General features: G+C 66.1%; 24 protein-coding genes. 19 read left to right on the top strand and 5 right to left on the bottom strand.

Annotated features, from left to right (window positions below):
- Positions 1-19: 19 nt before the first annotated feature.
- The gene (locus tag T8K17_RS03605; protein WP_322333139.1) at positions 20-187 is read left to right on the top strand and encodes a hypothetical protein; all 168 of its coding nucleotides are present in this window, start codon (positions 20-22) and stop codon (positions 185-187) included.
- A 4-nt stretch (positions 188-191) separates the two neighbouring features.
- Here the strand turns inward: T8K17_RS03605 and T8K17_RS03600 are convergent, their stop codons facing one another.
- Together T8K17_RS03600 and T8K17_RS03595 are read right to left on the bottom strand one after the other, a co-directional pair.
- Positions 192-746 carry a PAS domain-containing protein gene (locus T8K17_RS03600; RefSeq protein WP_322333138.1) on the bottom strand — a complete coding sequence of 185 codons (555 nt, stop codon included), beginning with the start codon at positions 744-746 and terminating at the stop codon, positions 192-194.
- A 59-nt stretch (positions 747-805) separates the two neighbouring features.
- Positions 806-1792 (bottom strand): D-glycerate dehydrogenase, encoded by a 987-nt coding sequence (locus tag T8K17_RS03595; protein WP_322333137.1) that lies wholly within the window; start codon positions 1790-1792, stop codon positions 806-808.
- Positions 1793-2015: 223 nt separating this feature from the next.
- On the opposite strand from T8K17_RS03595, the gene T8K17_RS03590 reads away from it, so the two are divergent.
- Positions 2016-2537, top strand: coding sequence for an SH3 domain-containing protein (locus T8K17_RS03590; protein WP_322333136.1), 522 nt, complete (start codon positions 2016-2018; stop codon positions 2535-2537).
- 224 nt (positions 2538-2761) lie between these two features.
- On the opposite strand, the gene T8K17_RS03585 is transcribed toward T8K17_RS03590, so the two are convergent.
- Positions 2762-3763 (bottom strand): NAD-dependent epimerase/dehydratase family protein, encoded by a 1002-nt coding sequence (locus T8K17_RS03585; protein ID WP_322333135.1) that lies wholly within the window; start codon positions 3761-3763, stop codon positions 2762-2764.
- A gap of 240 nt (positions 3764-4003) precedes the next feature.
- Here T8K17_RS03585 and T8K17_RS03580 point away from each other — a divergent pair, with 240 nt between their 5' ends.
- A complete protein-coding gene (locus tag T8K17_RS03580) occupies positions 4004-4573 on the top strand; it encodes a PAS domain-containing protein (protein ID WP_322333134.1) in 570 nt (189 codons plus the stop codon).
- 203 nt (positions 4574-4776) lie between these two features.
- A complete protein-coding gene (locus T8K17_RS03575; protein WP_322333133.1) occupies positions 4777-8289 on the top strand; it encodes an indolepyruvate ferredoxin oxidoreductase family protein in 3513 nt (1170 codons plus the stop codon).
- Between the two features lie 134 nt (positions 8290-8423).
- Here T8K17_RS03575 and T8K17_RS03570 read toward each other — a convergent pair whose 3' ends face one another.
- A complete protein-coding gene (locus tag T8K17_RS03570) occupies positions 8424-8750 on the bottom strand; it encodes a DUF2312 domain-containing protein (protein WP_322333132.1) in 327 nt (108 codons plus the stop codon).
- A gap of 182 nt (positions 8751-8932) precedes the next feature.
- Here T8K17_RS03570 and T8K17_RS03565 point away from each other — a divergent pair, with 182 nt between their 5' ends.
- The 5 genes from T8K17_RS03565 to T8K17_RS03545 all read left to right on the top strand — a co-directional run bounded on the left by T8K17_RS03565 (position 8933) and on the right by T8K17_RS03545 (position 14514).
- On the top strand, positions 8933-9319 hold the full coding sequence (locus T8K17_RS03565; protein WP_322333131.1) for a nuclear transport factor 2 family protein: 387 nt from the start codon (positions 8933-8935) through the stop codon (positions 9317-9319).
- 223 nt (positions 9320-9542) lie between these two features.
- Positions 9543-10349, top strand: coding sequence for a 16S rRNA (uracil(1498)-N(3))-methyltransferase (locus tag T8K17_RS03560; RefSeq protein WP_322333130.1), 807 nt, complete (start codon positions 9543-9545; stop codon positions 10347-10349).
- Between the two features lie 13 nt (positions 10350-10362).
- Positions 10363-11727: a glutamate--cysteine ligase gene (locus T8K17_RS03555; protein ID WP_322333129.1), complete on the top strand. Its 1365-nt coding sequence runs from the start codon at positions 10363-10365 to the stop codon at positions 11725-11727.
- Between the two features lie 697 nt (positions 11728-12424).
- Positions 12425-13255 (top strand): hypothetical protein, encoded by an 831-nt coding sequence (locus T8K17_RS03550; RefSeq protein ID WP_322333128.1) that lies wholly within the window; start codon positions 12425-12427, stop codon positions 13253-13255.
- A complete protein-coding gene (locus T8K17_RS03545; protein ID WP_322333127.1) occupies positions 13255-14514 on the top strand; it encodes a hypothetical protein in 1260 nt (419 codons plus the stop codon). The genes T8K17_RS03550 and T8K17_RS03545 overlap by 1 nt, the downstream gene beginning before the upstream one ends.
- 1 nt (position 14515) lies before the next feature.
- On the opposite strand, the gene T8K17_RS03540 is transcribed toward T8K17_RS03545, so the two are convergent.
- Entirely contained in the window at positions 14516-15031 is a 516-nt protein-coding gene (locus tag T8K17_RS03540) for a cupin domain-containing protein (RefSeq protein ID WP_322333126.1), read from the bottom strand.
- A gap of 151 nt (positions 15032-15182) precedes the next feature.
- Between T8K17_RS03540 and araD the strand changes: the two genes are divergently transcribed.
- The 10 genes from araD to T8K17_RS03490 all read left to right on the top strand — a co-directional run bounded on the left by araD (position 15183) and on the right by T8K17_RS03490 (position 26328).
- The gene (araD, locus tag T8K17_RS03535; protein ID WP_322333125.1) at positions 15183-16907 is read left to right on the top strand and encodes an L-arabinonate dehydratase; all 1725 of its coding nucleotides are present in this window, start codon (positions 15183-15185) and stop codon (positions 16905-16907) included.
- 28 nt (positions 16908-16935) lie between these two features.
- Entirely contained in the window at positions 16936-17325 is a 390-nt protein-coding gene (locus tag T8K17_RS03530; protein ID WP_322333124.1) for a hypothetical protein, read from the top strand.
- Between the two features lie 2 nt (positions 17326-17327).
- Entirely contained in the window at positions 17328-18026 is a 699-nt protein-coding gene (locus T8K17_RS03525) for an SDR family oxidoreductase (RefSeq protein WP_322333123.1), read from the top strand.
- 94 nt (positions 18027-18120) lie between these two features.
- Positions 18121-18987, top strand: coding sequence for a TauD/TfdA dioxygenase family protein (locus T8K17_RS03520; RefSeq protein WP_322333122.1), 867 nt, complete (start codon positions 18121-18123; stop codon positions 18985-18987).
- Positions 18988-19010: 23 nt separating this feature from the next.
- The gene (locus tag T8K17_RS03515; protein ID WP_322333121.1) at positions 19011-19481 is read left to right on the top strand and encodes a GFA family protein; all 471 of its coding nucleotides are present in this window, start codon (positions 19011-19013) and stop codon (positions 19479-19481) included.
- Between the two features lie 165 nt (positions 19482-19646).
- On the top strand, positions 19647-20981 hold the full coding sequence (locus tag T8K17_RS03510) for a HAMP domain-containing sensor histidine kinase (RefSeq protein WP_322333120.1): 1335 nt from the start codon (positions 19647-19649) through the stop codon (positions 20979-20981).
- Positions 20982-21126: 145 nt separating this feature from the next.
- Positions 21127-22095, top strand: a complete 969-nt coding sequence (locus tag T8K17_RS03505) for a TAXI family TRAP transporter solute-binding subunit (protein WP_322333119.1) — start codon at positions 21127-21129, stop codon at positions 22093-22095.
- A 98-nt stretch (positions 22096-22193) separates the two neighbouring features.
- Positions 22194-24203, top strand: a complete 2010-nt coding sequence (locus T8K17_RS03500; RefSeq protein WP_322333118.1) for a TRAP transporter permease — start codon at positions 22194-22196, stop codon at positions 24201-24203.
- A complete protein-coding gene (locus T8K17_RS03495) occupies positions 24196-24417 on the top strand; it encodes a hypothetical protein (RefSeq protein WP_322333117.1) in 222 nt (73 codons plus the stop codon). Before T8K17_RS03500 ends, T8K17_RS03495 begins: the two co-directional genes overlap by 8 nt.
- A gap of 96 nt (positions 24418-24513) precedes the next feature.
- Positions 24514-26328: an autotransporter assembly complex family protein gene (locus tag T8K17_RS03490; protein WP_322333116.1), complete on the top strand. Its 1815-nt coding sequence runs from the start codon at positions 24514-24516 to the stop codon at positions 26326-26328.
- Position 26329 lies beyond the last annotated feature (1 nt).

Raw genomic sequence — 26329 nt, 5'->3', positions numbered from 1 at the left:
AAGTTGGGGAGTATCGATCATGCCCTTGGATGCCGGTCCCGATACGGAATTGGGCGATAGCGGCTACATGCTTCCGGGCGAAGCGGCGCTGCTGACCCCGGTCGGCACCATCCGCGAACCCTATTTCGCAAGCTTGGTCGAAGTTGTCCGCGCGATCATAGAGGCCGACGCCTCGGTCGCGGAATAGCCCGTCACCGGCGCAGGTCGCACCACCGAATGTCCTTGGTGATCAGGCCGTTGGAGAACGGATCCTGGCCGGATGTCGTCTCGTCGAACACTGTAAAGCCCATCAGATGGTCGGCGGTCTGCCCGTCGGCCCCCAGCGGGAGGAGCACCCGGCGCGCGGTGACCACCGATTGGTGGATCGATATGTGCTGGGTGTAGGAATAGTACCCCGCCGGCGCCTCGATCACCCGCTGCCAGCGTTCCAGGATCCGGGCGGCGCTGCGGTCGGAGAACAGATCGCGGATCCGCTTTCCCTTGAGCGACTGGTTGTAGCGGTCGGCAACGTCCTCGCCGGCCAGCCGGTAGACGAAATCGCCGTCCCTGGCTTCGACGATGTAGATCCGAGACAGCGCCCAGGGAATGTCCAGCGGATCGACGGCGCGATAGGCCGGCAGCAGGTTCGAGCCCCGCAGCCCGTCCCAGTACCGGACGAACGCGCGCATCTGTTCCGGCGCGTCCGGTCCGATCAGGTCATCCAGAGCGACATGGGTTTCGCGGGCGGAATCTACGTCGAAGGGCATTATGGTTGGCATCGCGGGTGAGTGTCGGTTGTGCGGTGCACAAGATACCTTCGCTCGTCTTAAAACATCGTTTCGATGACCCGGTCGGGTGGGGTGTGCCCATCGACGAAGGTCTTCACGTTGATGATGACCTTGTCGCCCATGTCCTGGCGGCCTTCGATGGTGGCGCTGCCCATGTGCGGCAGCAGGACCACGTTATCCAGGTCGAGCAGGCCGCTCGCCACTTCCGGCTCGTGCTCGTAGACGTCCAGACCGGCCCCGGCGATCCGGCGTTCCTTCAGCGCATCGACCAGCGCCTCCTGGTCGACGACCTCGCCGCGGGCGGTGTTGACCACATAGGCGTGCGGCTGCATCAGTCCGAGCCGCCGTCGGTTCATCAGGTGATACGTGGCCGGGGTGTGGGGGCAGTTCAAGGACAGGATGTCCATGCGCCCCACCATCTGGTCGAGATTGTCCCAGTAGGTCGCTTCCAGCTCGTTCTCGATATCCGCGTGGACCGGTTTTCGGTTGTGGTAGTGCACGGAGAGGCCGAAACCGCGGGCGCGCCGGGCGACCGCCTGGCCGATCCGGCCCATGCCGACGATGCCGAGCCGCTTGCCGTGGATCCGGTGGCCGAGCATCCGGGTCGGCGCCCATCCGGTCCATTTGCCCGAGGTAATCAGGGCGTTGCCCTCCACCACGCGGCGCGGCACGGCCAGGATCAGGGCCATGACCATGTCGGCGGTGTCCTCGGTCAGGACGCCCGGCGTGTTGGTGACGGTGATGCCGCGGGCCTTGGCCGCGCGCAGGTCGATATGGTCGACGCCGGTGCCGAAGGAGGCGATCAGCTTCAGCCGGTCGCCCGCCTGCTCGATCAGACTGCCGTCGATCCGGTCGGTCACGGTCGGGACCAGCACGTCGCATTCGCGCATGGCGGCGGCCAGCTTGTCGCGGCTCATCGGCTCGTCCGACAGGTTCAGGACGGTCGAGAACAGCTCCATCATCCGGGTTTCCACCGGATCGGGAAGCTTTCGCGTGACGACAACGCGCTTCTTCGACTGCGGCATGTTCTCCTCCCGGCGATCGACCCGGTTTTCCTGGCGTCGGCCCCTTCGCGTTCGGCCGTGGGGTAGCAGGGTCGCGGCATCCTGTCACCTGCGGCGATGCGTCGATCGGCCCGGCCGACCGCGCGACTCGATGCGTATATTGTAGTGCGCGGCCTTAACGAGCGCCATGGATAGCGGTATAAGATCGGACGCTCCACATCCCTTCGCGCCACCGGGAGCCCCAATGCGCGTCTTTGTCCTGCTCCTTGTCGCTCTCCTGCTCGCTCCGGTACCGTCAGGGGCGCAGTCGGCTGCGTCCCGTGCGGCCATGACCTCGGTCGGCACCGAGACCGGCTTGCCGATCCCGCGTTTCGTCACGCTGCGGGCGCGGGAGGTGAATGTCCGCACCGGCCCTGGCGTGCGCTATCCGATCGACTGGGTGTTCCAGCGCCCCAACCTGCCGGTGGAAGTGGTCGCCGAGTTCGACACCTGGCGCAAGATCCGCGATTTCGAGGGCACCGAGGGCTGGGTGCATCAGTCCATGCTGTCGGGCCGCCGAACGGTGATCGTGGTCACCGCCGTCCGCCTGCTGCGCCGCGAGCCGGCGGAGAGCGCGTCGCCCATGGCACGGCTCGAACCCGGGGTGATCGCCTGGCTGGAGGCGTGCCGGGCGGACTGGTGCGAGGTCGAGGTCGCCGGCATCGACGGTTGGCTGCGCCGCGGCGATGTCTGGGGTGTGCGCCCCGACGAGGCGATCGAGGAATAATCGCCGGCCCCCGGCCTACGCGCCGGGGCTGCTCGGGTTGAGGTCAATCGTTTAATACCAACAACTGTCATCCCGAACTCGTTTCGGGACCTTAACCCGCCTCAGCGCCATTGAGGTCCCGAAACGAGTTCGGGATGACGGGAGATATTTTCGTCTTCGCCCTTACCCTGGGCAGCGCCCCGCAGGTGGCGTGTCGCAGGGGCGCGTGTCGAACGGCGACGGGCTTACATGCCGTGATAGCGCTTGAACCAGTCGATGAAGCGCGGAATTCCCTCCTCAATGGAGGTGGTCGGGCAAAAGCCGAGGTCGCGTATGCTGGCGTCGATATCGGCGTAGGTCTCCGGGACGTCGCCCGGCTGCATCGGCTTCATGTCCAGATGGGCCGAGCGGCCACAGGCGGCCTCCAGCACCCGGATATAGTCGAGCAGGGCGACCGGCCGGTTGTTGCCGAGATTGTAGACCGCGTGCGGCGCCTCGCCCTCGCCCGGGGCGGGCGGCCGGTCCAGCGCGGCGATGACCCCCGCGACGATGTCGTCGATATAGGTGAAGTCGCGCCGCATCTGGCCGTGGTTGAAGACCTGGATCGGGTCGCCCCGCAGGATCCGCTCGGCGAACAGCCAGGGCGACATGTCGGGCCGGCCCCAGGGACCGTACACCGTGAAGAACCGCAGGCCCGTGGCGGGGATGCCGTACAGGCTGGCGTAGCTGTAGGTCATCACCTCGTTGGCCTTCTTGGTGGCGCCGTAGAACGACACCGGCCGGTCGGTCCTGTCGTCGATCGAGAACGGAACTTCCCGGTTGGCGCCGTAGACGCTCGACGACGACGCATAGACGAAGTGCTTCAAGGCCGGGCGGCCGTCCGTCGGCGCCATGCGGCCGCGGGCCATCTCCAGCATGGACAGATGGCCGACCAGGTTGGCGCTGGCGTAGTCGAACGGCTCCTGCAGCGAATAGCGCACGCCCGCCTGGGCGCCGAGATGGACGATGCGGTCGATTTCCGGGTGCCGGTCGTCGAACTCGGCCAGCTCCGCCCGGTCCGAGAAGTCGATCCGCTCGAAGCTGAAGCCGTTGCGGCCCTGCAGCTCGGCCAGCCGGGCGTGTTTCAGCGCCGGATCGTAATAGGCGTTGAGATTGTCGATGCCGATCACCCGCTCGCCCCGGTCGAGCAGGGCGCGCACGGTATGCATGCCGATGAATCCGGCGGCACCTGTGACGAGCACGGTCATCTGATTGGGCTCTCCTCGCGGCCGGTTCCGGCCATCCAGCGCCGCCGATTCCGGATCGGCGGCCTTGTTCCGACTGCGGTGCCTCCTTAGCCGGTCAGGCGCATCCCGTCGAGACCGTGTCGTGGCCCGAGATCGCCATTCCTGGGTGCCGTTCCGATCCGATGATTGAATACTTCAATATTATCTCGAGTTCAGGGAACCGATTTGTTACCGATATGTTCAAAGGGGATGGGGGACGAAGTGACGGTAGCCGAAGCGACGGATGCGTGGTCCGGACCACTGCATGTGGTCTTCGACAGGATCGACGACGCGCCGCGCTGTTCCGCCCTTCTCGACATCTGGAAAATCGCCCGCGGCGACATCGCCGTGGCATCCCGGTCCGCCCTCGACCCGGTCGTTCTGGCCAAGGCGGGATTGCTGCCGCATGTCTGGATCATCGAGCGGGACGGCGACGGCGGTTTCTTCTACCGGCTGATCGGCGAGAGCGTCCGCCGCAACTTCAACAGCGCCCTGCGCGGCCGTTACCTGCACGAGATCTATGACGGCGCCACGGCCGGCACCATCGCGCAGCGCTGCGTCCGCATGCTCGCAAACCGCGAGATGATGTTCGCCAGCGGCCTGGTCTTCCGCGACGGCGATCCGACCTACTACGCCCGGCGCATTCTGCTGCCGCTGTGCGACGACAACGGCGTGGTGCGGTTCCTGATCGGCGCGTTGGATCAGTCGGTCCGGGGCAGCGATATCGAACGCAGCGGCAATCCCCGCTTCGCCCACGACTTCCTCGCCTTCGTCGGCGTGGAGTCCGTCTAGCGCGGCTATCGACGGGCTTGCCGGCCTCGGACGGGGCCGGTGGTCTACGTGGATTGTCAGCCAGGGGCCGGTCTGTCGTAATCAAAGGCGAATGAGGGTGCGACCGACGGTTGGTTGTGACTTAGGTCAGCACCCTTTACCTTTGAGTCACAGGCTCGCATCCCAAATCAGGGGGACATAACCAGACGAGCCGGGAGGCATGCATGGTTCGGTCTAGTACCGCACAGTCCGCGAACGCCCTCGCGACTGTATCGCTCGACGACAAGTACACCCTCGACCGGGGACGGATCTTCCTCACCGGCGTGCAGGCGCTGGTGCGTCTGCCGATGATCCAGCGTCGGATCGATCAGGCGGCCGGGCACGACACCGCGACCTATATCTCCGGCTATCGCGGCTCGCCGCTGGGCGCCTACGACCAGCAGCTCTGGCGCGCCGGCAAGCTGCTGAAGGAACACCGCATCCACTTCCAGCCGGGCGTGAACGAGGAACTGGCGGCGACCTCCGTGTGGGGCTCGCAGCAGCCGGGCCTGTTCCAGGGCGCCACCGCCGACGGCGTGGTCGGGCTCTGGTACGGCAAGGGTCCGGGCGTGGACCGGTCCGGCGACGTGTTCAAGCACGGCAACTTCGCCGGCTCGTCCAAGCTGGGCGGGGTCCTGCTCTTCGCCGGCGACGACCATACCGCCAAGTCCTCGACCGTCCCGCATCAGAGCGAATACGCCTTCGTCGATGCCAACGTCCCGGTGCTGAACCCGGCCGGCGTGCAGGACACGCTCGATTTCGGGCTGCTCGGCATCGCCCTCAGCCGGTTCAGCGGCTGCTGGATCGGCTTCAAGACCACCGCCGAGATCATGGACAGCACCGCCTCGGTCGATGCCGATCCGGACTCGGTCAACATCACGATCCCCGACTTCGACATGCCTGCGGGCGGGCTCAACATCCGCTGGCCGGACGACTGGACCACCCAGGAGCAGCGGCTGCAGGACTTCAAGCTGCCGGCGGTCCGCGCCTTCACCCGGGCCAACGCCTTCGACACGGTGGTCTGGGACACCGACAGGCCGCGGCTGGTGATCGTCACCACCGGCAAGTCCTATCTCGACGTGCGCCAAGCGCTGGACGATCTCGGCATCGACGCCGAGATGGCCCGCGACATCGGTCTGCGGCTCTACAAGGTCGGCATGTCCTGGCCGCTGGAGCCGAGCGGGGCGATCGCCGCCACCGCCGGGGCCGAGAAGGTGCTGGTGATCGAGGAGAAGCGCTCGCTGATCGAGTGGCAGCTCAAGGAGATCCTGTACGACCAGCCCCAGGCCCGCCAGCCGAAGGTCGAGGGCAAGAAGACCGTCGACGGCAAGCCGCTGTTCCGGGTGAACGGCGAGCTGTTCGCCAACGAGATCGCGCTCGCCATCGCCGACCGGGTGCTGGAGATCGCCGATCTCGACCGCATCAAGGCGCGCCGCGCCCTGGTCGAGCAGCGCATGAAGTCCGAGCAGGCCAAGCCGTCGGACTTCGCCCGCACCCCGTATTTCTGCTCCGGCTGCCCGCACAACACCTCCACCAAGGTGCCGGACGGCTCGCGCGCCATGGCCGGCATCGGCTGCCACTTCCTGGCCTCCTGGATGCCGCGCAGCACCGAGACCTTCACCCAGATGGGCGGCGAGGGCGTGCCCTGGGTCGGCATGGCGCCGTTCACAGAGACCAAGCACATCTTCGCCAATCTGGGCGACGGCACCTTCAACCACTCGGGTTCGCTCGCCATCCGCCAGGCGGTCGCCGCCAAGGCGACGATGACCTACAAGATCCTGTTCAACGACGCCGTCGCCATGACCGGCGGTCAGCCGTCGGACAGCCAGCTCACCCCGTGGATCATCGCCCGCATGGTCGCGGCCGAGGGCGTGGCGCGGATCGACGTGGTCACCGACGATCCGGATAAGTACCCGTCCGACAGCATCTGGCCCGAGGGCACCAAGGTCCATCACCGCGACGAGCTGGACAGCATCCAGCGCGACCTGCGCGAGACGCCGGGCGTCACCGTCATCATCTACGACCAGACCTGTGCCGCGGAGAAGCGGCGGCGGCGCAAGCGCGGCCTGATGGAGGACCCGAACAAGCGGATCTTCATCAACGAGCAGGTCTGCGAGGGCTGCGGCGATTGCGGCGTGCAGTCGAACTGCGTGTCGATCCAGCCGGTGGAGACCGAGTTCGGCCGCAAGCGCAAGATCGACCAGTCGACCTGCAACAAGGACTATTCCTGCGTGAAGGGCTTCTGCCCGAGCTTCGTCAACGTGATCGGCGGCAAGGTTCGCAAGAGCACCGGGCAAGCGGGCAAGTCCGATACCCCGCCGCCGGTTTTCGAAGCCCTGCCGGAACCGACCCTGCCGGGGCTGGACGAGCCTTACGGCATTCTGGTCACCGGCATCGGCGGCACCGGCGTGGTGACCATCGGCGCGCTGATCGGCATGGCCGCCCATCTGGAGGGCAAGGGCACCAGCATCCTGGACATGACCGGCCTCGCCCAGAAAGGCGGGGCGGTGATCAGCCACGTGAAGGTGGCGTCCTCGCCCGAGGCCGTGCACGCCCCGCGCGTCGCCACCGGTTCGGCCGACCTGATGCTGGCCTGCGACATCGCCACGGCGGTCTCCAAGGACGGACTGAAGGCCATGAGCCGGGAGCGTACCCGGGCCGTGGTCAACACCCAGGAGACCATGACCGGCGCCTTCACCCAGAACCCGGACCTGCACTTCCCGGCCGAGGCCATGAAGAACCAGATCCGCGAGGTGGCCGGCGACAATTCGGCCGAGTTCGTGGACGCCAACCGGATCGCCACCAAGCTGCTGGGCGACAGCATCGCCTCCAACCTGTTCATGCTGGGCTATGCCTATCAGCAGGGGCTGGTGCCGCTGTCCGCCGCCGCCATCGAGCGGGCGATCGAACTGAACGCCGTGGCGGTTGAGTTCAACAAGCAGGCCTTCCTGTGGGGCCGCCGTACCGCCCACGACCGCGAGGCGGTGGAACGGATCGTCGCGCCGAAGACCGAGGCACCGGTGCGGACCGCGCCGGAGACCCTGGCCGAGATGGTGGAGCGCCGCGTCACCATCCTGACCGACTACCAGGACGCGGCCTATGCCGGCCGCTACAAGGCGCTGGTGGAGAAGGTGGAGGCGGCCGAGAAGAAGGCGGTGCCGGGCAGCGATGCCTTCGCCAAGGCGGTCGCCCGCTACGCCTTCAAGCTGATGGCGATCAAGGACGAGTACGAGGTCGCCCGGCTCTATACCGACGGCACGTTCCGCAAGCACCTCCACGACACGTTCGAGGGCGACTTCAAGCTGGAGTTCAACCTCGCCCCGCCGCTCTTCGCCAAGCGTGACCCGGAGACCGGCAAGCTGCAGAAATCGGTCTACGGGCCGTGGATGCTGGGCGCTTTCGGCATGCTGGCGAAGTTCAAGGGCCTGCGCGGCGGTGCCTTCGACATCTTCGGCCGGACCGAGGAGCGCCGGATGGAGCGCCGCCTACGCGACGAGTACATCGCCCGCATGGAGCGCCTGGCGGATGGTCTGTCAGCCCAGACCCACCCGGTGGCGGTCGATCTGGCCCTCGTGCCGGAACAGATCCGCGGCTACGGCCATGTGAAGGAAGCCCATGTGGAGCGGGCCGAGGCCAAGGTGAAGGCGCTGGAAGAGCAGCTCCGCAATCCGGACGCGGCTCGGAAGGCGGCGGAGTAGGGGGCTCTTAACCCTCAACCGTCATCCTGAACTTGATTCAGGATCAGCGCTCGGACGGAGCAGCTTGCATGCGGGATCCGCCGGCGGCTTGGTCCTGAATCAAGTTCAGGACGACGGCGCAGAGGTGTGCCCCCTCACGCCATCCCAAGCGCGCGCTTGTAGACCTCCAGCAGGGTCTCCAGCTCGTCGCGGTCGTCCTCCTCCATTTTCCGGAGCTTGAGGATCTGGCGCATGATCTTCACGTCATAGCCCTGGGCCTTGGCCTCGGCGAAGATTTCGCGGATATCGGCCGCCAGGTTCGCCTTCTCCTCCTCCAGGTTCTCGATGCGCTGGATGAAGGACTCGAGCTGGCCGGCGTTGATCCCGCCGATATAGGGGGAGTCCTTCTCGCTGGCGGAGGCGATGCCGGAATTGTTGCTGGCGGGCGCGGGGGCGGTCTCGTCGTCGTAATCGTCCGACATCGCAGGCTCTCCTTCAGGCGGTCTGTTACGCGGGGCGCCGCGCCGAACGGGGCGCAGAAAAGGCGCGGAAAACGGTTGCGGACCCTACGCGCAGCCCGCGTCGCAATCAAGCTTGACAGTGCAGGAACAAAAATAGAACATCCGCTGTCCTGGCACAACGAGCCCGGCAACAGGAGGCTGGCATGCTGGCGACCATGATTTCGGATCCGACCGACCCGGTACGGGCGTTGTGGGAGCGGATGAACCACCGCGACTGGGACTCGGTGGCGCGGCTGCTCGACGGCGGCTTTCAGGCGATCTGGCCGCAGACGGGGGAGCGGATTCCCTCTCCCGCCAACTATGTCGGTCTCAACCGGACCTATCCCGGCGACTGGAAGATCGCGGTGAAGACCGTGGACGCCACGGCCGAGGGGGCGGTCGCCCGGATCCATATCTCCAATGGCGAGGAGGATGTGTACGCGGTGGGATTCTACCGGGTGATGGGCGGCAAGATCCTGAGCGCGGAGGAATACTTCGCCGATGCCGGCACCCCGCCCTACGACCGGTCGGACTGGGTGGAGCGGATTTAGCTGCATCCGATATTTCCTATCCGTCATCCCGGCGAGCCCCGGACCCGATCCGGAGGCAGGCCGGGACAGTGTTGTTCCGACGGGAGTGGCTCGATCCTGACTTGCGTCAGGATGACGGGGGTAAATTGAAAAAAATTCGTCGTCCTGACGAAAGTCAGGACCAAGACTCCGACGCATCCACCGGGATGACGGCGTAGAAACAATGAAGGTGTGGGAGCACGCCATGCGCACCGACACCCCGCTTGCTCCTCCCCCTTTCCCCGGCTACACCGCGCCCATGAAGGACGGGATCGAAACGCGCCTGTATGTGGACGCGCCGCTGGACGGCGGCGGGACGGTCGCGCTCGGCCAGGACCAGACCCATTACCTGAAGAACGTGCTGCGCCTCGGGCCGGGTGAGGGCGTGGCGCTGTTCAACGGCCGCGACGGCGAATGGCGCGCCGAGATCGCCGCCGTCGCCAAGAAATCCGCCGACCTTGCCGTCATCGAGCAGACCCGCCCGCAGCGTCCCGAGCCCGATGTCTGGCTCGCCTTCGCACCGATCAAGCGGGCGCGGATCGATTTCACCGCCCAGAAGGCGACCGAATTGGGCGCATCGCTGCTGTGGCCAGTGATGACGCGGCACACCATGGTCGACCGGGTGAACACCGAGCGGCTGCGCGCCAATGCGGTCGAGGCGGCGGAGCAGAGCGACCGGCTGACGGTCCCGGAGGTGCGCGAACCAGCCAAGCTGGACGCGCTGATCGACGCCTGGCCGGCGGATCGCGCCCTGATTCTTGCCGACGAGACCGGCGGCCCGCCGATCGCGGAGGCACTGTCCATGCATCGGGATCGCCCGATGACAAGAGCCGGATTCCTGATCGGACCGGAAGGGGGCTTTGCCGAACCGGAACTTGACCGGCTTCGGAAGCTGCCGTTTGTTACGCGTGTCAGCCTGGGAGAGCGTCTCCTGCGCGCCGACACGGCCGCGCTCGCGGTGCTTGCCATCTGGCAGGCGCTCGTGGGCGACTGGTCCGCTCGCCACGACTGATACCGGAGGCCCAATGTCCCGTCCGCCTGAAGATCAGGGTGCGCCCATCACCGACAAGGCGCAGCTGATCGAGTGGTTCTCCTCCGCCGTCACACCGCGCAGTGACTGGAAGGTCGGGACCGAACACGAGAAGTTCGCCTTCCGCCTGTCCGACCACAAGCGGCTCCCTTACGAGGGACCGGATGGAATCGGCGCGATCCTGAACGGCCTGAAGCGTTTCGGCTGGGAGGGGATCGAGGAGAAGGGCAAGGTGATCGCCCTGACCCAGAACCGCTGCGCCATCACCCTCGAGCCGGGCGGCCAGTTCGAGCTCTCCGGCGCGCCGCTCGATAACCTGCACGAGACCTGCGAGGAGGTGCATACCCACCTCGCCCAGGTCCGCGAGGTCTGCGACGAGCTGGGGGTCGGCATGCTCGGCCTCGGCTTCGACCCGACCTCGACCCGCGAGGATATCTCGTGGATGCCGAAGGGCCGCTACGGGATCATGAGTGCCTACATGCCCAAGAAGGGCAGTCTCGGCCTCGACATGATGAAGCGGACCTGCACCATCCAGGCCAACCTCGACTTCGAGTCCGAGGCCGACATGGTGGAGAAGTACCGGATCTCCCTGGCGCTGCAGCCGATCGCCACCGCCCTGTTCGCCAACTCGCCCTTCACCGAGGGCAAGCTGAACGGGTTCCGGACCTTCCGCAGCCATGTCTGGACCGATACCGATCCGGACCGCTGCGGCATGCTGCCCTTCGTCTTCGAGGAGGGCTTCGGCTTCGAGCGCTATGTCGACTACCTGCTCGACGTGCCCATGTACTTCGTCTACCGCGACGGCGAGTACATCGATGTGGCGGGCAAGAGCTTCCGCGACTTCATGGCCGGCAAGCTGCCGGAAGTGGCGGGCCATACCGCCTCCATGGGCGACTGGTCGGACCACACCACCACCGTGTTCCAGGAAGTCCGGCTGAAGAAATACATCGAGATGCGCGGCGCCGACGGTGGTCCCTGGGGCCGGATCTGCGCCCTGCCGGCCCTGTGGGTCGGCCTGCTCTACGATCCGGGCGTGCAGGACCAGGCCTGGCAACTCTGCCGCGACTGGACGGTCCAGGAGCAGGAGGAGCTGCGCAACGCCGTGCCGCGGGAGGGCCTCTCGGCCCAGTTCCGCGGCCGCAGCCTGAACGACTGGGCCACCGACGTGGTCGACCTCGCCCGCGAAGGCCTCAAGCGCCGTGCCCGCCAGGACTTCCAGGGCCGCGACGAGACCCACTACCTGAAGCCGCTGGAAGAGATCGTTGCCTCCGGTCGCAGCCAGGCGGCGGAGCTGATCGAAGCCTATAACGGCCGCTGGAACGGCAGCGTCGATCCGGTCTTCACCGAACTGCGCTACTGAGCGGCCGCGTGTCTCCGGGCAAGGGCCCGGGGACACGCCCCTCCGCCGAAGCCGCCCCGGTCCTCACCCGCATCGCGCGAGACCCTGTTCGATCCGGGATCGTGCAGGCCGTCGTGATTCGACGGCTGCGACCGGCTGCCGCACGGCCCGAATCCGGCTGCGGCCCAGGGGCGGTCGCCAATTAACCTGATCTTAAATTATGGCCTTCCACTCTGCGCCCGACCGCGGGGGCGGGGGGATCTGTCCTGGTCGGGCAGGGCGATTGAATAAATTGTTACCTTTCGACGAAAACAGAAAGAATCCGATCTAGCAAAAACAATAAGAAAAAGTGCTTTAATTGTCTTGGATTCGATCCGGTTTTCTGGTTGAGGCTGAATTTCCCGGTATGATATGTTCAAGGATTACTGGGGCATCATACGAAGTGCTCAGAAATAAACGGAATATTTCGTGAGTTGAAACACGATACGGGACTGGGAGTCGTCTTTGTGCCGGTCGGCGGTTCCGGGTCGGCAGATCGGGGTTTCGAGTCACTTTGTTGCGCCGCAGCGTGCCTTGCCGGTTTCGGTGGCAGAGCACCCGGGCGGCGGTCGGAGCAAACGCCTCCCGGCACGCGCATCGCGGGCAAAGGGAGATTGGAGCAGTTTTCTGGCCTGGGGATCGGATGGCCGCAACCGATGGGTGGTCGGGGGAAGTCGGAATGATACGTTCTGTCTATATTTCGGGGGCGGATCTCGCTGCGCAGCTTGCCGCGCAGCGGATGATCGGCACCGGCGAGGCCGGGCTTCGAGGGCCCGAGACCTGCGAATCCTGGACCGAGGTGCCGCCTGGGGCGGTTGTCGTCGGCAGCCTGGCCCAGGATTCCGACTGCGACGCGGCGCCCTGCCGCGACGGCGTCACCAAGGTGGTGATCGTGCCGAACCATGCGCAGGGCCTGAAGGCGGTCAGCAGGGGGGCGGATCATTACATCGTCGCCGCCGATGTCGACAGCCCGGTTCCGGAAACCATAGCCCTGCAGATCCGGCGGGCGGATCGCGCGCGGTCGTCGGGCTTCGGCAACGGCGTGGTCGAGGAAGAGAACTGTGTCGACGCCTCGGCGTTCCGCTGGCTGATCGCCTATACCGGCTCGGTGGTCCATCGCCACGGCCAGATCGGCTACATGATCCTGCTGCGGGTCGAACCGGACAGCCCGATCCCCTCGGAAGCGCTGGCCGAAGCGATCTGCCTCCGTCTGTGCAAGACGCTGCGGGCGGCGGATATCGTCACCTGGCTCGGTCGGAACTGGTTCGGCACGCTGGTGGCGACGGGGCTCACCCTGGAAGGCGCGCAGGTGCTGGCATCGAGGCTGCGGGAATCCTGCGGTCAGCCGATCGAGTACGAGGGACGTCCGGTCGCCGTCCGCTGCAACATCGGCATGACGACCTTCGGCGGCAGCGAGATCGATCCGGACCTGATCCTGGATCGGGCCGCCTCGGCGGTCGACCAGTCGACCTGGAGCAATTTCAGCGACTCGATGCAGGAGGTGCCGTGATGAGCCGCCGTGGTCGTCCGATGCCCATGAGCTTCGAAGCGCGGGGCGCCAGCGTGCCCTTCGAGAGCAGCAGCCTGCGCGAATGCCGTCTGCGTGTCGTCGATATGGGGCGTCACCTCGACTGGGAGATCACCGTGCCGAGCGGCATGGGCGGAACCGACTCCCGCAGCGTGATGATCCTGCCCTGGCGCGACGTGCCGGCCTTCGCCGGGATGACCCTGCGCGACAAGGAACTGTATCAGCGCATCGACGATATCGACGACGAGGAGTCGCCGGATCCCTTCAAGCTGCGCGAGATCCGCATCCGGGTCGATCAGGCCATGGGCGACACCGAGGAGGTCCGCAAACAGGCGGCGCTCGAGGTCGACCGGGAGAAGCAGGATCGGCTGATGACCTATCTCAGTTTCCTGGCCCAGCTCACCCGCGACTGCGGCATCCGCAAGGGCGATGCCTTCATGGCCAGCGCCGACACCTCGCTGCTGATGCGGCTGACCAAGGACAAGGAGGCCAGCAAGGAGGCGGGGCTCGACGCCTCGGCCCTGACCGAGCGCGTGCTGTCCTTCGCGTCCGAGGAGCTCGGCGCCCCGGTGAAGGTGGTGAACCAGCGGCTGGAGGAACTGACGAGCTACATGGCGCCGTTCGGCGCGGTGAACATCGAAGCGGAGAACAAGACCGACGGCTTCCTGACGCGGACCCGCAACGAGATCAAGCGCATGGACCGGACGATGACCCAGTACGCCAAGACGGCGCGCTCGGAGACGTCCGATCGGATCACGCTGGTCCGCTTCGCCATCAAGGACTTTCTCGACTACGTGGACGAACGGTTCAACCAGATCGAGCAGTTCTTCTCGTACTTCATGAACGTCTTCCGCGAATACGACAAGACCAAGGGCTTCGCCCAGCAGATCCGGCGCGACGTCTCCTACGCGCTCGACGGGTGGAGCCACCTCTGCGCCATCTGGTTCGCCGCCCTCGACACCGGGGAAGGCGAGACCATCGACGATGCGATCGGATACATTCTGGCCAACCTGCCGATCATGCCGGACGAGGAAGTCAACCAGGAGGACGAGCGCTCGAAGGTCCGCCGCGGCTTCGAGATGGCCCGCGTCCAGATGGTCCGGACCATGGTCAACTGGACCGACAACACGGTCGACAAGGAGCTGGAGCAGCGGGTCGCTGCGGCGAAGGAAGAGAACGCCAAGCCGAAGTTCGACCCGAACCAGGCCAAGAAACGCCGCCGCGCCGGCGCCCGCATGTAGCTCAGCGCCTCCAGGCGTCGAGCAGCGGGCCCGAGGATCCGAAGAGCGGATCGGTCTCGGGGAGAGACACGGCGGCGATCCGCGCCTCGACACCATCCCGTGGATCGTCCTCGCGCTTGAGATCGGGGTTCTCCTGACCCGGCGGATAACAGCCGCAGACCAGGAAGTCCGGGCTCGACGACAGGCATTTGTGTCCGGTGCCCGCCGGCAGGACGAGCGCATCGCCGCGCCGGATCTGCAGCGTCTCTCCGCCTTCGCCGCCAATCTGCAGCTCCGCCGTGCCCCCGACGCAGATCAGCGCCTCGTGGGCGTTGGAGTGGTAGTGGTGATAGGGAAAAACGCCGTACAGCCACGCCCCGCCCCAGCCGTTGCGGCGCACGGTGTCCTGAACCTCCGTCGCTGATGTCACGGCTGCCAAGGCGCCGGCGATCACCACCACCGGAAGCTGCGGGTTGTTCGGCGCGGCCCGGTCGGGGTCGAAGATCAGGGTGGAAACGGCGGGGGCTGCGTCGGCCATGTCGGGCATCCTCGTCGGTCGTGGGCGATCCGGTGGATATGGGGTCGCAATCCGCGGTTGCGACGTCCGGCGTTTCACCAGCTTGACCCCCGCCGGGCTCGGTGCTCGACTGCGGCAAAACACTGACAAGCATGCGACCGGAGGGAATGACATGGCGCGCAAGAAGTATGAGGATCTGCGCAGTGCGCGCTGGTACGGGGCGGCCGACCTGCGGGCCTTCGGGCACCGCTCGCGGACCCTGCAGATGGGCTACAGCCGCGAGGATTGGAGCGGCAAGCCGGTCATCGCCATCGTCAACACCTGGTCCGAGATCAATCCCTGCCACACTCACTTCCGCCAGCGCGCCGAAGAGGTGAAGCGCGGCGTGTGGCAGGCCGGCGGCTTTCCGGTGGAGCTCCCGGCGATTTCGCTGTCGGAGCCGTTCCAGAAGCCGACCACCATGATGTACCGCAACCTGCTGGCCCTGGAGACCGAGGAGCTGCTGCGCTCCTACCCGGCCGACGGCGCGGTGCTGATGGGCGGCTGCGACAAGACCACCCCGGCGCTGCTCATGGGTGCGGCCAGCATGAACATCCCGTCGATCTTCGTGCCCGCCGGCCCGATGCTGCGCGGCAATTGGCACGGCAAGACGCTGGGCTCCGGCTCGGACACCTGGAAGTACTGGGCCGAGCTGAAGGTGGGGAACATCTCCGAGCGCGACTGGGAGGAGATCGAGGAGGGCATCGCCCGCTCCCCCGGCACCTGCATGACCATGGGTACCGCGGCGACGATGATGAGTGCGGTGGAAGCGCTCGGCATGTCGCTGCCCGGCTCCAGCGCCATCCCGGCACCGGATTCCAACCATTCCCGCATGGCGGCCCTGTCCGGCCGGCGCATCGTCGACATGGTGTGGGAGGACCTGAAGCCGTCCGACATCATGACCGAGGGCGCGTTCGAGAACGCGATCTCCACGGTCATGGCCATGGGCGGGTCGACCAATTCCATCGTCCACCTGATCGCCATGGCCGGCCGTCTGGGGCTGCCGATCGACCTCGACCGGTTCGACGCGATCTCCCGCCGGGTGCCGTGGCTGGCCGATATCCGGCCGTCCGGCAAGTGGCTGATGGAGGACTTCTTCTATGCCGGCGGCCTGCCCGCGTTGCTCGGCGAGCTGAAGGACCTGTTGCATACCGACGCGGTCACCGTCTCCGGCAAGACCCTGGGCGAGGACATCGCCACCGCCGACGTCTATAACGAGGAGGTCATCCGCCGCCGCGCCAATCCGCTGAGCAAGCAGGGTGGCCTCGCCGTGCTGCGCGGCAACCTGGCGCCGAACGGGGCGGTCATCAAGCAGACCGCCATGGACCCGAAATTCATGAAGCACCGGGGCCCGGCCGTGGTCTTCGCCGACTACAACGACATGGCCGCGCGGATCGACGATCCGGACCTGGACGTCACGCCGGACAGCGTCATCGTGCTCAAGCATGCCGGGCCCCAGGGCGGGCCGGGCATGCCGGAATGGGGCATGCTGCCGATCCCGAAGAAGATCCTGCAGCAGGGCATCCGCGACATGGTGCGGATCTCCGACGCCCGCATGTCCGGCACCAGCTACGGCACCTGCGTGCTGCATGTGGCGCCGGAAAGCTGGGTCGGCGGCCCGCTGGCCTTCGTGCAGGATGGCGACATGATCGAGCTCGACGTGGACGGCCGGCGCCTGCATCTGGACGTGTCGGAGGAGGAACTGGCCGCCCGCAAGGCCGCCTGGACACCCCCGACCCGCAAGTTCGAGCGCGGTTTCGGCGCGATCTACGCCGACCACATCACCCAGGCCGACAAGGGCTGCGACTTCGACGTGCTCATGGGAACCATGGCGACCCCGGAGCCGGAGATTCATTGAGCCGGGGACGAACAATGGTGAGTCGTCGATGAGAAAGTGGCTCTCCGCTGCTATTCTCCTGATTGTGGGCTGCAATTCGGCGGCAGGAGATACGGCGATAATTGGTGATCCTGACGGTGTTGTCTGCGCTGACAGCTATGTTTCCGATACTGGAAAAGGCGTAGTGCGATGCGTGTCTAGGAATAGAAATCAGCAGCTCGGATTTGTGAATCTAGACACTTTAGTTGTCCAGTACCTCAGGCAGGGTGGGGTTAGAATTTATGGAAGCGAAAGTGATGGTGAGAAATTTGAGATCAAAATTGAAAATACTCATGATTTAATGTGTGAAGACCTGCTCAATATCACGCTAAAAGAATCACATTCCAGCAGTCTATACTGTGTGAAAATGCAGTTGAAGCATAACCGAAAGGCTAATTGACTATGCCTAAAGCGGCTCTGATCACCGCCGCCGGCTCCGGCATGGGGGCGGCGATTGCGCGGAAGCTGGCGGCGGAGGGATATGCCGTCGCCATCAACTCCTCCTCCGACAAGGGGGAGTCGCTGGCGTCGGAACTCGGCGGGATCTCGGTGACCGGGTCCAACCTGGAGCCGGATGTGCTGAAGGCGCTGGTCGATGCCGCCCTCGACAAGTGGGGGCGGATCGACGCGGTGGTAAACTCGGCCGGTCACGGGCCGAAGGGACCGGTGCTCGACCTGACCGACGAAGACTGGCACCTGGGCCTCGACGTCTACCTGATGAATGTGATCCGCATGACCCGGCTGGTCGTGCCGGTGATGGAGAAGCAGGGCGGCGGGACGATCGTCAACATCTCCACCTATGCTGCCTTCGAGCCGGAAGAGGCGTTCCCCACCTCCGGTGTGTTCCGCGCCGGGCTCGCCGCGTTCACCAAGCTGGTGACCGATAAATACGCCGCCGCCGGTATCCGGATGAACAACATTCTGCCAGGCTTCATCGACAGCCGGCCGGAGAAGGAGGCGTTCCGCGCCCGGATCCCCATGGGTCGCTACGGAAGGGCCGAGGAGATCGCCGACGTGGCGGCCTTCCTGGTGTCGGATGCGTCGTCCTACATGACGGGTCAGAACCTCCGGGTGGATGGCGGCATAACGCGAAGTGTGTGAGAAGAAACTCAATCGCAGGCTATATTCGGTGGTGCGCGGTCTCATCGTCAGCCGCTAGACTGGCGGAAAACGACACCCCGGAGAGGACGCCAGCATGACCACCTACGATACTATCGACGTGGAGCCGCTCGGCGGCGCGATCGGCGCTGTCATCCACGGAGTCGATCTCGCCGAGCCCCTGTCCAACGCCCAGGCGGCGGAGGTCCATGCGGCCTTCCTGGCGAACTCGGTGGTCTTCTTCCGCGGCCAGGACCTGGACGATCCGGAGCGCCAGAAGCGCGCCGCCCGGCTGTTCGGCGAGCCGGTGGCGATCCCCTTCGTGAAGTCGCTGGACGGCCATCCCGAGATCATCGAGATCGTCAAGGAAGCCGAGGATGTCGGGAAGTACAATTTCGGCGGCAACTGGCACACCGACACCAGCTTCCTGGAAACCCCGGCAATGGGCTCGCTGCTCTATGCGCTGGACGTGCCGCCGCGCGGCGGCGACACCCTGTTCGCCGATCTCTACGCCGCCTACGAGACCCTGTCCGACGGCCTGAAGCGGACCCTGGAGGGCATGACGGCGCTGCACAGCGGCACCCGCTCCTACGGCAGCCAGTCGAAGTTCCAGGGCGGCAAGAACACCTCGGTCTCCATGTCGATCGACGCCAACGAGGACGGCGACCGGCTGATCGAGCATCCAGTGGTGCGCACCCATCCGGAGACCGGCCGCAAGGGGCTGTTCGTCAATCCGAACTACACGATCCGCTTCAAGGACTGGAGCGAGGCGGAATCCAAGCCGCTGCTCGACTATCTCTATGCCCACGCGATCCGCGACGAGTTCATCTGCCGCTTCCGCTGGGAGCGGGGGTCGGTCGCGGTCTGGGACAACCGCTGCCTGATGCACCGGGCGGTGAACGACTACGAGGGCCATCGCCGGCACATGCGCCGGGTCACGCTGCAGGGCGATCGGCCGCACTGAGGCCAGGATCGGGAGGGACGGACATGAAGCTGGACGGGTCCTGTCATTGCGGGAAGGTGCGGTTCAGCGTCGAGAGCGCCCACCCCTATCCCTTCAACCTCTGTTACTGCTCGATCTGCCGCAAGACCGCCGGGGCCGGCGGTTTCGCCATCAATCTCGGCGGCGAGGCGGCCACGCTCACCGTCGAGGGCGAAGAGCACGTGACGGTCTACCACGCGCAGGGCCCGGACGGCCCGAGCCCGCTGGGCCGGCGGTTCTGCTCCCAGTGCGGCAGCATGCTCTGGGCCTGGGACAGCCGCTGGCCGGAGCTGATCCATCCCTTCGCCTCGGCCATCGACACGCCGCTCCCGGTCCCGCCGGAGAAGGTCCACCTGATGCTCGGCTCCAAGGCGCCCTGGGTGGAGCCGGCGGTAGGGGTCGGCGACCGGTGTTTCGAGGAATATCCGGAAGAATCGATCGCAGACTGGCACGCGCGCAGAGGTCTTGTTTCGTAATTCGGGAGCGGGGTGGGAGACCGCGGACGAAGCAACCAATCGTTAACGCAAAGTTCTGTAGCGTCGCGGCAGATGCGGCACTCTGCGCCGCCCGTGCCTATTGGGAGGTCAGTCATGACCGCTCCCGCCTTTGAGGGGAGAGGGGGGACCGGTCCGGGATTCCGCGTGTCGGCAGACGCGCTGGATACGGAGCGGGTTCGCTATCTGTACAGGTCGCCGGCCTCGGTGCTGGCCAGCACCTTTGCGGCCTTCGTCCTGGCCTTCGTCAGCATCGGGGTGGTCGGGCGTGAGCTTGCCGTGGCCTGGATGGCGGTGCAGATCGCGATCTCGGGATGCCGGGTCTATGTCTGGATTCTGTCCCGCAGCAGACGGATCACGGTGGCGAATCACCGCCGCTGGGCGTTGATCTACGAGGCCGGACTGTTGGCCTCTGCCGTCACCTGGGCCGTCCCGTCCATCCTGCTCTACACCACCCCCCTGCCGATCGACACGGTGACGCTGTACGGCGCCTGCGTGGCCGCGTTGGGGGCGGGGGCCGTCTTTTCCTTCGCGATCTGGTGGCGCAGCTTCGTCGCCTATCTGATCCTCGTGATCGTCCCGCCGGTCAGCGGGATGCTGATGTCGGATCAGCCGGCCGTTCAGACCCTGGGCGTGGCCGGCCTGCCCTATTTCGGGGCCGTGGCGATCTGGGGACGGGTGGTGTCGCGCACCCTCGCGGAGAGCATCGCGCTGCGCCTGGAGAACTATGCGCTCGCCAGCGACCTCGGAATGGCGCGGGAGCATGCCCGCGAGCTCGACCGCACCCGCCATGACGGTTTCGCCAGCCTGAGCCACGAATTGCGGACCCCGCTGAACGCCATCATCGGCTTCGGCCAGGCGATCGAGGCCGAGCTGTGGGGGCCGGTCGGCAACAAGCGCTATGTCGAATACGCCAGCAACATCGTCCATGCGGGCCAGCACCTGGACATCCTGATCGGCCAGGCGATGGACCTGTCCAGGCTGGAGAGCGGGCGCATCACCCTGGATGAGGAGGAGGTGCCGCTGGCCGAACTGGCGGCGACCTGCGAGGCGTTGATCGCCGAGCGCGCATCGTCGCAGGGGCTGACCCTGACGGCCACGGTCGATCCCGACCTTCCCCTGCTGCGCTGCGATCCCTCGAAGATCCGGCAGATCATCATCAACCTGCTGTCCAACGCCGTGAAGTTCACCCAGAGCGGCGGCCGGGTCGCCCTGTCGATCCGGCGCACCGCCGACGGCGATCTCGATATCGCGGTCAGCGACACCGGGTTCGGCATCTCTCCCGAGGAGCTCAAACGGGTGATGGAGCCGTTCGTGCGGGGCGACCACGCCCAGGTCCGCGCCTCGGACGGCTTGGGGCTCGGCCTGGCCCTGTCGCGCACCTTGGCCGAGCTGCATGGCGGCTCCGTGGAGCTGACCAGCACCGTCGGCGAAGGCACGACCGCCCACCTCTATCTCCCCAAGGAGCGGCTGGGCGCGTGACCGCCTCCGGCAGGCTCCCAGGCTGCCGCCGTTCTCGGTCCCGATTGCGCATGGTGTCTTGCCTCAATGGCACACTAATGCAATTTTGAGCCCGGATGGTCGCGCTAGACGGCCGGTAAAAAGAGAATCTGATGGAGGAAACGCAATGAAACGTCTCGCAAGAGCGGCGGTGATCGCTGCCCCGATCCTGGCCCTGGGCGCGACCGGCGCCAGTGCCGACCAGTTCGTCCGCATGGTGTCCGGCCCGTCCGGCGGTTCCTGGTACCCGCTGGGCGCCAAGATCATGCAGGTGATGCAGGACCAGATCGACGGCATCGCCGCGTCCAACACGTCGGGCGGCGGCATCGCCAACGTCAAGGCCGTCAGCGACGGCGACGCGGAACTCGGCTGGACCTACGCTCACACAGCGGCCAACGGCTTTGCCGGCAAGGGCAAGTTCGAGAAGCCGGCCAAGGACATCGCCTATTTCGCGACGCTGTACCCGTCGACCTTCCAGGTCGCCGTTCCCCGCGACAGCAAGATCATGTCCTTCGAAGACATGAAGAACGCCAACATCTCGCCGGGCAAGACCGGCTGGACCGGCACGGCCTTCGCGGAATCGATTCTGCAGGCCTACGGCTTCAACTTCGAAGACATCAAGAACAACGGCGGCACCGTCCACTACGTGGACTACACCGAGTCCGTCGCCCTGATGAAGGACGGCCATATCGACGTGTTCATGGCCGCGACCTCCATGCCGCAGGCATCCTATATCGAACTGAACCACAGCCCGGGACTGCGCTTCATCGGTATTCCGGAGCCGAAGCTGACCGAGATCATCAAGGCGAACCCGGGCTACATCCGCGGCGCCATCACGCCGGCGGCCTATGACGGCGTCGAGAAGGACATCCCGACCCTGGGCATCGTCACCAGCATGATCGTGAACAAGGATCTGCCGGACGATCTCGTCTACCAGATGATGACCGTGTTCTGGGACAACCACGCTGCCTTCGCCGAGGTGAAGAAGACGTGGAACGAGGTCACCCTCGAGGATGCCCTGAACGGCGCTTCGGTGCCGGTCCATCCGGGTGCGGCGCGTTACTACGAAGAGAAGGGCGTGCGCCCGGCGAGCTGATCGCCTCGCACTGCTGACCGTTGCGGGCGCCGGACATCCCGGCGTCCGCTCGGCGTTTTCATTTCCAGATCCAAGATACGAAAGCCGGGACGGCCGCAATGAGCCAGACGGAAAACGCCCTCGATTACGGCGAGGTCAAAGAGGTCACGTTTCTTGAGCGCCTGCTGGTGCAGAAGCGCTGGACACTGGCCTGGACCATCACCCTGTTCTGCGTGGTGATCGCCGTCGCGCTCTCCTTCTTCCACCTCTACGTCGCCGAGTTCGGCACGCCGGAGGGCCGGTCGTTCCGGACGACGCACCTCACCGTGATGATGGTGCTGGCTCTGCTGATCAATCCGCTGTTCCGCCCCTCGCATTTCGAGCCGATCGACACGCCGATGAAGAAGCTCGGCTTCGGCATCGACCTGGTGCTCGTGCTGGCGGTGATCTTCGTCCATGTCTGGACGATGTGGGACATCGACGCCTTCCAGCTCCGGCTGGGCTCCAAGGAGGAGGGCGATCTGCTCGTCGGCACCCTGTGCATCGCCCTGGTGCTGGAGGCGACCCGCCGCACGGTGGGTCTGGCGATGGTGCTGGTGACCGCTTTCTTCATCACCCACGCGCTCTACGCCCACAAGTTCTTCGGCTTCTTCTACGGACCGCCGACCCGGCCGGCGAAGTACATCGACACGATGTTCATGAGCACCGACGGCATCTTCGGCCTGCCGCTGCACGTCGCCGCCACCTACATCGTGCTCTTCATCATCTTCGGCGGGCTGCTGATCCGCTCCGGTGCGGGCAAGTTCTTCATCGACCTCGCCGTGTCGCTGACCGGCCACCGGGTCGGCGGCCCGGCCAAGGCGGCCACCGTCGCTTCCGGCTTCATGGGGACCGTCTCCGGATCCGCCGTGGCCAACGTGGTGACCACCGGATCCTTCACGATCCCGCTGATGAAGAAGCTCGGCTACCGGCCGAAATTCGCCGCCGCGGTGGAGGCCTGCGCGTCGTCCGGCGGGCAGATCACGCCGCCGATCATGGGCGCCGCCGCCTTCATCATCGCAGAGAATCTGGCGCTGCCTTACGTCTACGTGATCCTGGCCGCCGTCATTCCGGCCTTCCTCTACTTCGCCACCATCTACTTCATGGTGCATTTCGAGGCGGAGAAGAGCGGAATCGAGCGGATCTCCAAGGATCGCCTGCCCCGGGCGCTGGAGGTGCTGAAGGACGGATGGCACCTGCTGTTCGCCCTCGGCGTTCTGATCTTCTTCCTGGTCACCGGCTACACCCCGATGAAGTCCGCCTTCTGGGGTATTCTGGCGCTGATCGGGCTCAGCTTCATCCGTCCGGCGACGCGCATGAGTCCCGCCGACATCCTGGCGGCGTTCGAGAGCGGCATCCGCGCCACCGTCCCGGTGACCGTGGCCTGCGCCTGTGCCGGCATCATCATCGGCTCGGTCTTCGTTTCCGGCCTCGGCCTGAAGTTCACCCAGTCGGTCATCGACATGTCGGGCGGGAACCTGCTGATCCTGCTCTCCCTGACGGCGGTTGCGGCGATCGTGCTGGGCATGGGGATGACCACCACGGCGGTGTACATCACGGTCTCGGCGCTGATCGTTCCGTCGCTGGAGAAGCTGGACGTGCTGCCGATGGCGGCCCACCTCTTCGCCTTCTATTTCGGCGTGGTCTCCACCATCACCCCACCGGTGGCGCTTGCCGCCTTCGCCGGAGCGGCCATCGCCAAGACGCCGCCCATGGCGACGGCGGTGGAATCCGCCCGGGTCGGCATCGCCAAATATCTCGTGCCCTTCGCCTTCGTCTACAATCCGTCGCTGCTCTTCGAGGGCTCGATCGCCTGGACCGTCTATTCCGCCCTGGCGGCGGTGGCCGGACTGTGGCTGCTGTCCGCGGCGCTGGAGGCCTGGCTCTACGGCCCGCTCAACTGGCTGCTGCGGCTGACGGTCTTCGCCTCCGCCGTGCTGGCGCTGATGCCGCCGACCATCGACATCCTCGGCATTCCCGGCGTGATCCTGTCCCTGGCCGGTCTCGGCCTCGGGGCGGCGGTCGCCCTGCTCCGGCGACGGGACCCCGCGCCGGAATTCGCCGCTCACAAGGGAGGAGCCCATGGCTGACATCTTCATCGGCAAGCCCTGGCACTGGGGACTTCTGGTGGTGGCCTTCGTCCTGCTCGGCGTGGTGGGCGAGTTCTACATGCACACCTATGCCTTCAACACCTTCAGCGCGATCTGCCTGGCCATCGGCTGCGTGACCGTGCTGGCGGTGGTGCTGACCTACAAGCCCGGCGACCGGATCACCCGCGAGCCGATCGAGGAGCCCGAGGAGTGACCCCGGATCGCCGCTGACGTCAGTGGGAAGGCGTGACTCATCGCCGATCGACCCTTATACCCGAAGGCTTTGACCACTGACGGTCCGGCTGCGCTCATGCGCTTCGCTTCGATGCTCTTTCTGGGACTCCTGCTGTTCGCAGGCGGAGTCCGGCCGGCCTGGGCACAGGCCGACCCGGCCGAGGAAGAGCAGCCGGGCATCGTCTACGAGGTCAGCATCGAGGGGCTGGACGGCACCGGGGAACTGAAGTCCCTGGTGGAGGAAAGCTCGGTGCTGAAGTCGCGCATCGACGATCTTCCGGTCTCCGAGGCGGCCCTGGAACGCCGGGCGCGGGAGGACGAGGAGATCTTCGACAGCGTCGCCCGGTCGCTCGGCTACTACGACGCGGTCTTCGTCCACCGGGTCGACGATCCGGTCGACCCCGGCGGCCCGGTCCGGGTTCTGGTCTACGGCGATCCCGGTAGTGTCTATACCTTCGACGCCCTCACCATCCGCGCCGCCGGCAAGGGTGGGTTGCCGGACGGGCTCGACCTGCCGCGGGAGGATCTGGCGGTGGAGCGGGGGGCTCCGGCCAAGTCTTCCGCTGTGGTCGATGCCGAGACCAACCTGATCCGCCTGCTGCAGCAGCAGGCCTATCCCCTGGCCAAGCTCGCCGACCGCACCGCGCTGATCGACCGCGACGCCAAGACCATGGACCTCGTGTTCGAGGTGGATCCCGGCGCCAGGGCCCGGTATGGCGACATCGCCGTCAAAGGCAACGACAGCATCGAGCGCGACTACATCGTGCGGCGGCTGCCCTGGACCTATGGCGCGCCGGTGGACATGCGCGAGATCGACAAGGGCCGCCGCGCCCTGGTGAGCACCGGCCGCTTCGACAGTGCCGGCATCCAGATCGGCGATGCGGTCGCCGACGACGGCTCGCTGCCGATCACCGTCACCGTCCGCGAGCGGCCGGCGCGCAGCATCGGCGCCGGCATCAGCTACTCGACCTCCGAAGGTCTCGGCACCAGCGCCCATTGGGAGCATCGCAACCTGTTCGGCGGGGCGGAAAAACTGCGGATCGAGACCACCGTCGCCGAAGTGGAAACCAGCCTGACGGGGGCGTTCACCATCCCCGACGTGCTGGTCACCGACCAGAACTTCACCATAGAGAGCGGCTACATCCAGCAATACACCGACGGCTATGACAGCGAGAGCTATACCCTCGGCGGCCGGTTCGACCGGCGCATCTCCGATATGCTCTCGGTGGATTACGGTCTCAGCCTGGAGCGGTCCCGCATCGAGGAGGACGGTCAGGAGCAGCGGTTCACCCTGGTCGGCATCCCGCTCGGCGCCTCCATCGACACGTCGAACGACCTGCTGAACCCGACCCGTGGTGGGCGCACCCGGATCAAGTTCACGCCGTATCTGGAAAGCCTTGGCTCCACCCTGTCGTTCTACTCGACCTCGGTGCGCCATGCCCATTACCTGGCGCTGGACGACGAGGGCGATCTCGTCCTCGCCGGCCGGGCCGGGATCGGCACGATCTTCGGCGCATCGACCGGCAATCTGCCGGCGGACAAGCGGTTCTATACCGGCGGGTCGGGATCGGTGCGGGGCTATGCGCTGCAGAGCGTCGGGCCGCTCGACGCCTCCAACGAGCCGACCGGCGGCAGCGCCCTGCTCGATTTCGGGGCCGAGCTGCGGTGGCGGGTCTATGGCGATTTCGGCATCGTCCCGTTCATCGACGCGGGCCAGGTCTACGATCAGGAGGTGCCGACCCTGGACGGCGACCTGCAATGGGGCGCCGGCCTCGGCTTCCGGTATTTCACCGCGATCGGTCCGATCCGCGCCGATATCGCCTTTCCCCTGAATCCGCGCGACAGCGACGACGCTTTCCAGGTCTATTTCAGTCTCGGCCAGGCGTTCTGAG

The organism is Thalassobaculum sp. OXR-137, assembly GCF_034377285.1.
Taxonomy (GTDB): domain Bacteria; phylum Pseudomonadota; class Alphaproteobacteria; order Thalassobaculales; family Thalassobaculaceae; genus Thalassobaculum.
This window is presented reverse-complemented; position numbering and strand designations above follow the sequence as displayed.

Coding starts and splice junctions, on each gene's coding strand:
- T8K17_RS03605 (WP_322333139.1), top strand. CDS start 20: ATGCCCTTGGATGCCGGTCCCGATACGGAATTGGGCGATAGCGGCTAC.
- T8K17_RS03600 (WP_322333138.1), bottom strand. CDS start 746: ATGCCCTTCGACGTAGATTCCGCCCGCGAAACCCATGTCGCTCTGGAT.
- T8K17_RS03595 (WP_322333137.1), bottom strand. CDS start 1,792: ATGCCGCAGTCGAAGAAGCGCGTTGTCGTCACGCGAAAGCTTCCCGAT.
- T8K17_RS03590 (WP_322333136.1), top strand. CDS start 2,016: ATGCGCGTCTTTGTCCTGCTCCTTGTCGCTCTCCTGCTCGCTCCGGTA.
- T8K17_RS03585 (WP_322333135.1), bottom strand. CDS start 3,763: ATGACCGTGCTCGTCACAGGTGCCGCCGGATTCATCGGCATGCATACC.
- T8K17_RS03575 (WP_322333133.1), top strand. CDS start 4,777: ATGGTTCGGTCTAGTACCGCACAGTCCGCGAACGCCCTCGCGACTGTA.
- T8K17_RS03570 (WP_322333132.1), bottom strand. CDS start 8,750: ATGTCGGACGATTACGACGACGAGACCGCCCCCGCGCCCGCCAGCAAC.
- T8K17_RS03565 (WP_322333131.1), top strand. CDS start 8,933: ATGCTGGCGACCATGATTTCGGATCCGACCGACCCGGTACGGGCGTTG.
- T8K17_RS03560 (WP_322333130.1), top strand. CDS start 9,543: ATGCGCACCGACACCCCGCTTGCTCCTCCCCCTTTCCCCGGCTACACC.
- T8K17_RS03555 (WP_322333129.1), top strand. CDS start 10,363: ATGTCCCGTCCGCCTGAAGATCAGGGTGCGCCCATCACCGACAAGGCG.
- T8K17_RS03550 (WP_322333128.1), top strand. CDS start 12,425: ATGATACGTTCTGTCTATATTTCGGGGGCGGATCTCGCTGCGCAGCTT.
- T8K17_RS03545 (WP_322333127.1), top strand. CDS start 13,255: ATGAGCCGCCGTGGTCGTCCGATGCCCATGAGCTTCGAAGCGCGGGGC.
- T8K17_RS03540 (WP_322333126.1), bottom strand. CDS start 15,031: ATGGCCGACGCAGCCCCCGCCGTTTCCACCCTGATCTTCGACCCCGAC.
- araD (WP_322333125.1), top strand. CDS start 15,183: ATGGCGCGCAAGAAGTATGAGGATCTGCGCAGTGCGCGCTGGTACGGG.
- T8K17_RS03530 (WP_322333124.1), top strand. CDS start 16,936: ATGAGAAAGTGGCTCTCCGCTGCTATTCTCCTGATTGTGGGCTGCAAT.
- T8K17_RS03525 (WP_322333123.1), top strand. CDS start 17,328: ATGCCTAAAGCGGCTCTGATCACCGCCGCCGGCTCCGGCATGGGGGCG.
- T8K17_RS03520 (WP_322333122.1), top strand. CDS start 18,121: ATGACCACCTACGATACTATCGACGTGGAGCCGCTCGGCGGCGCGATC.
- T8K17_RS03515 (WP_322333121.1), top strand. CDS start 19,011: ATGAAGCTGGACGGGTCCTGTCATTGCGGGAAGGTGCGGTTCAGCGTC.
- T8K17_RS03505 (WP_322333119.1), top strand. CDS start 21,127: ATGAAACGTCTCGCAAGAGCGGCGGTGATCGCTGCCCCGATCCTGGCC.
- T8K17_RS03500 (WP_322333118.1), top strand. CDS start 22,194: ATGAGCCAGACGGAAAACGCCCTCGATTACGGCGAGGTCAAAGAGGTC.
- T8K17_RS03495 (WP_322333117.1), top strand. CDS start 24,196: ATGGCTGACATCTTCATCGGCAAGCCCTGGCACTGGGGACTTCTGGTG.
- T8K17_RS03490 (WP_322333116.1), top strand. CDS start 24,514: ATGCGCTTCGCTTCGATGCTCTTTCTGGGACTCCTGCTGTTCGCAGGC.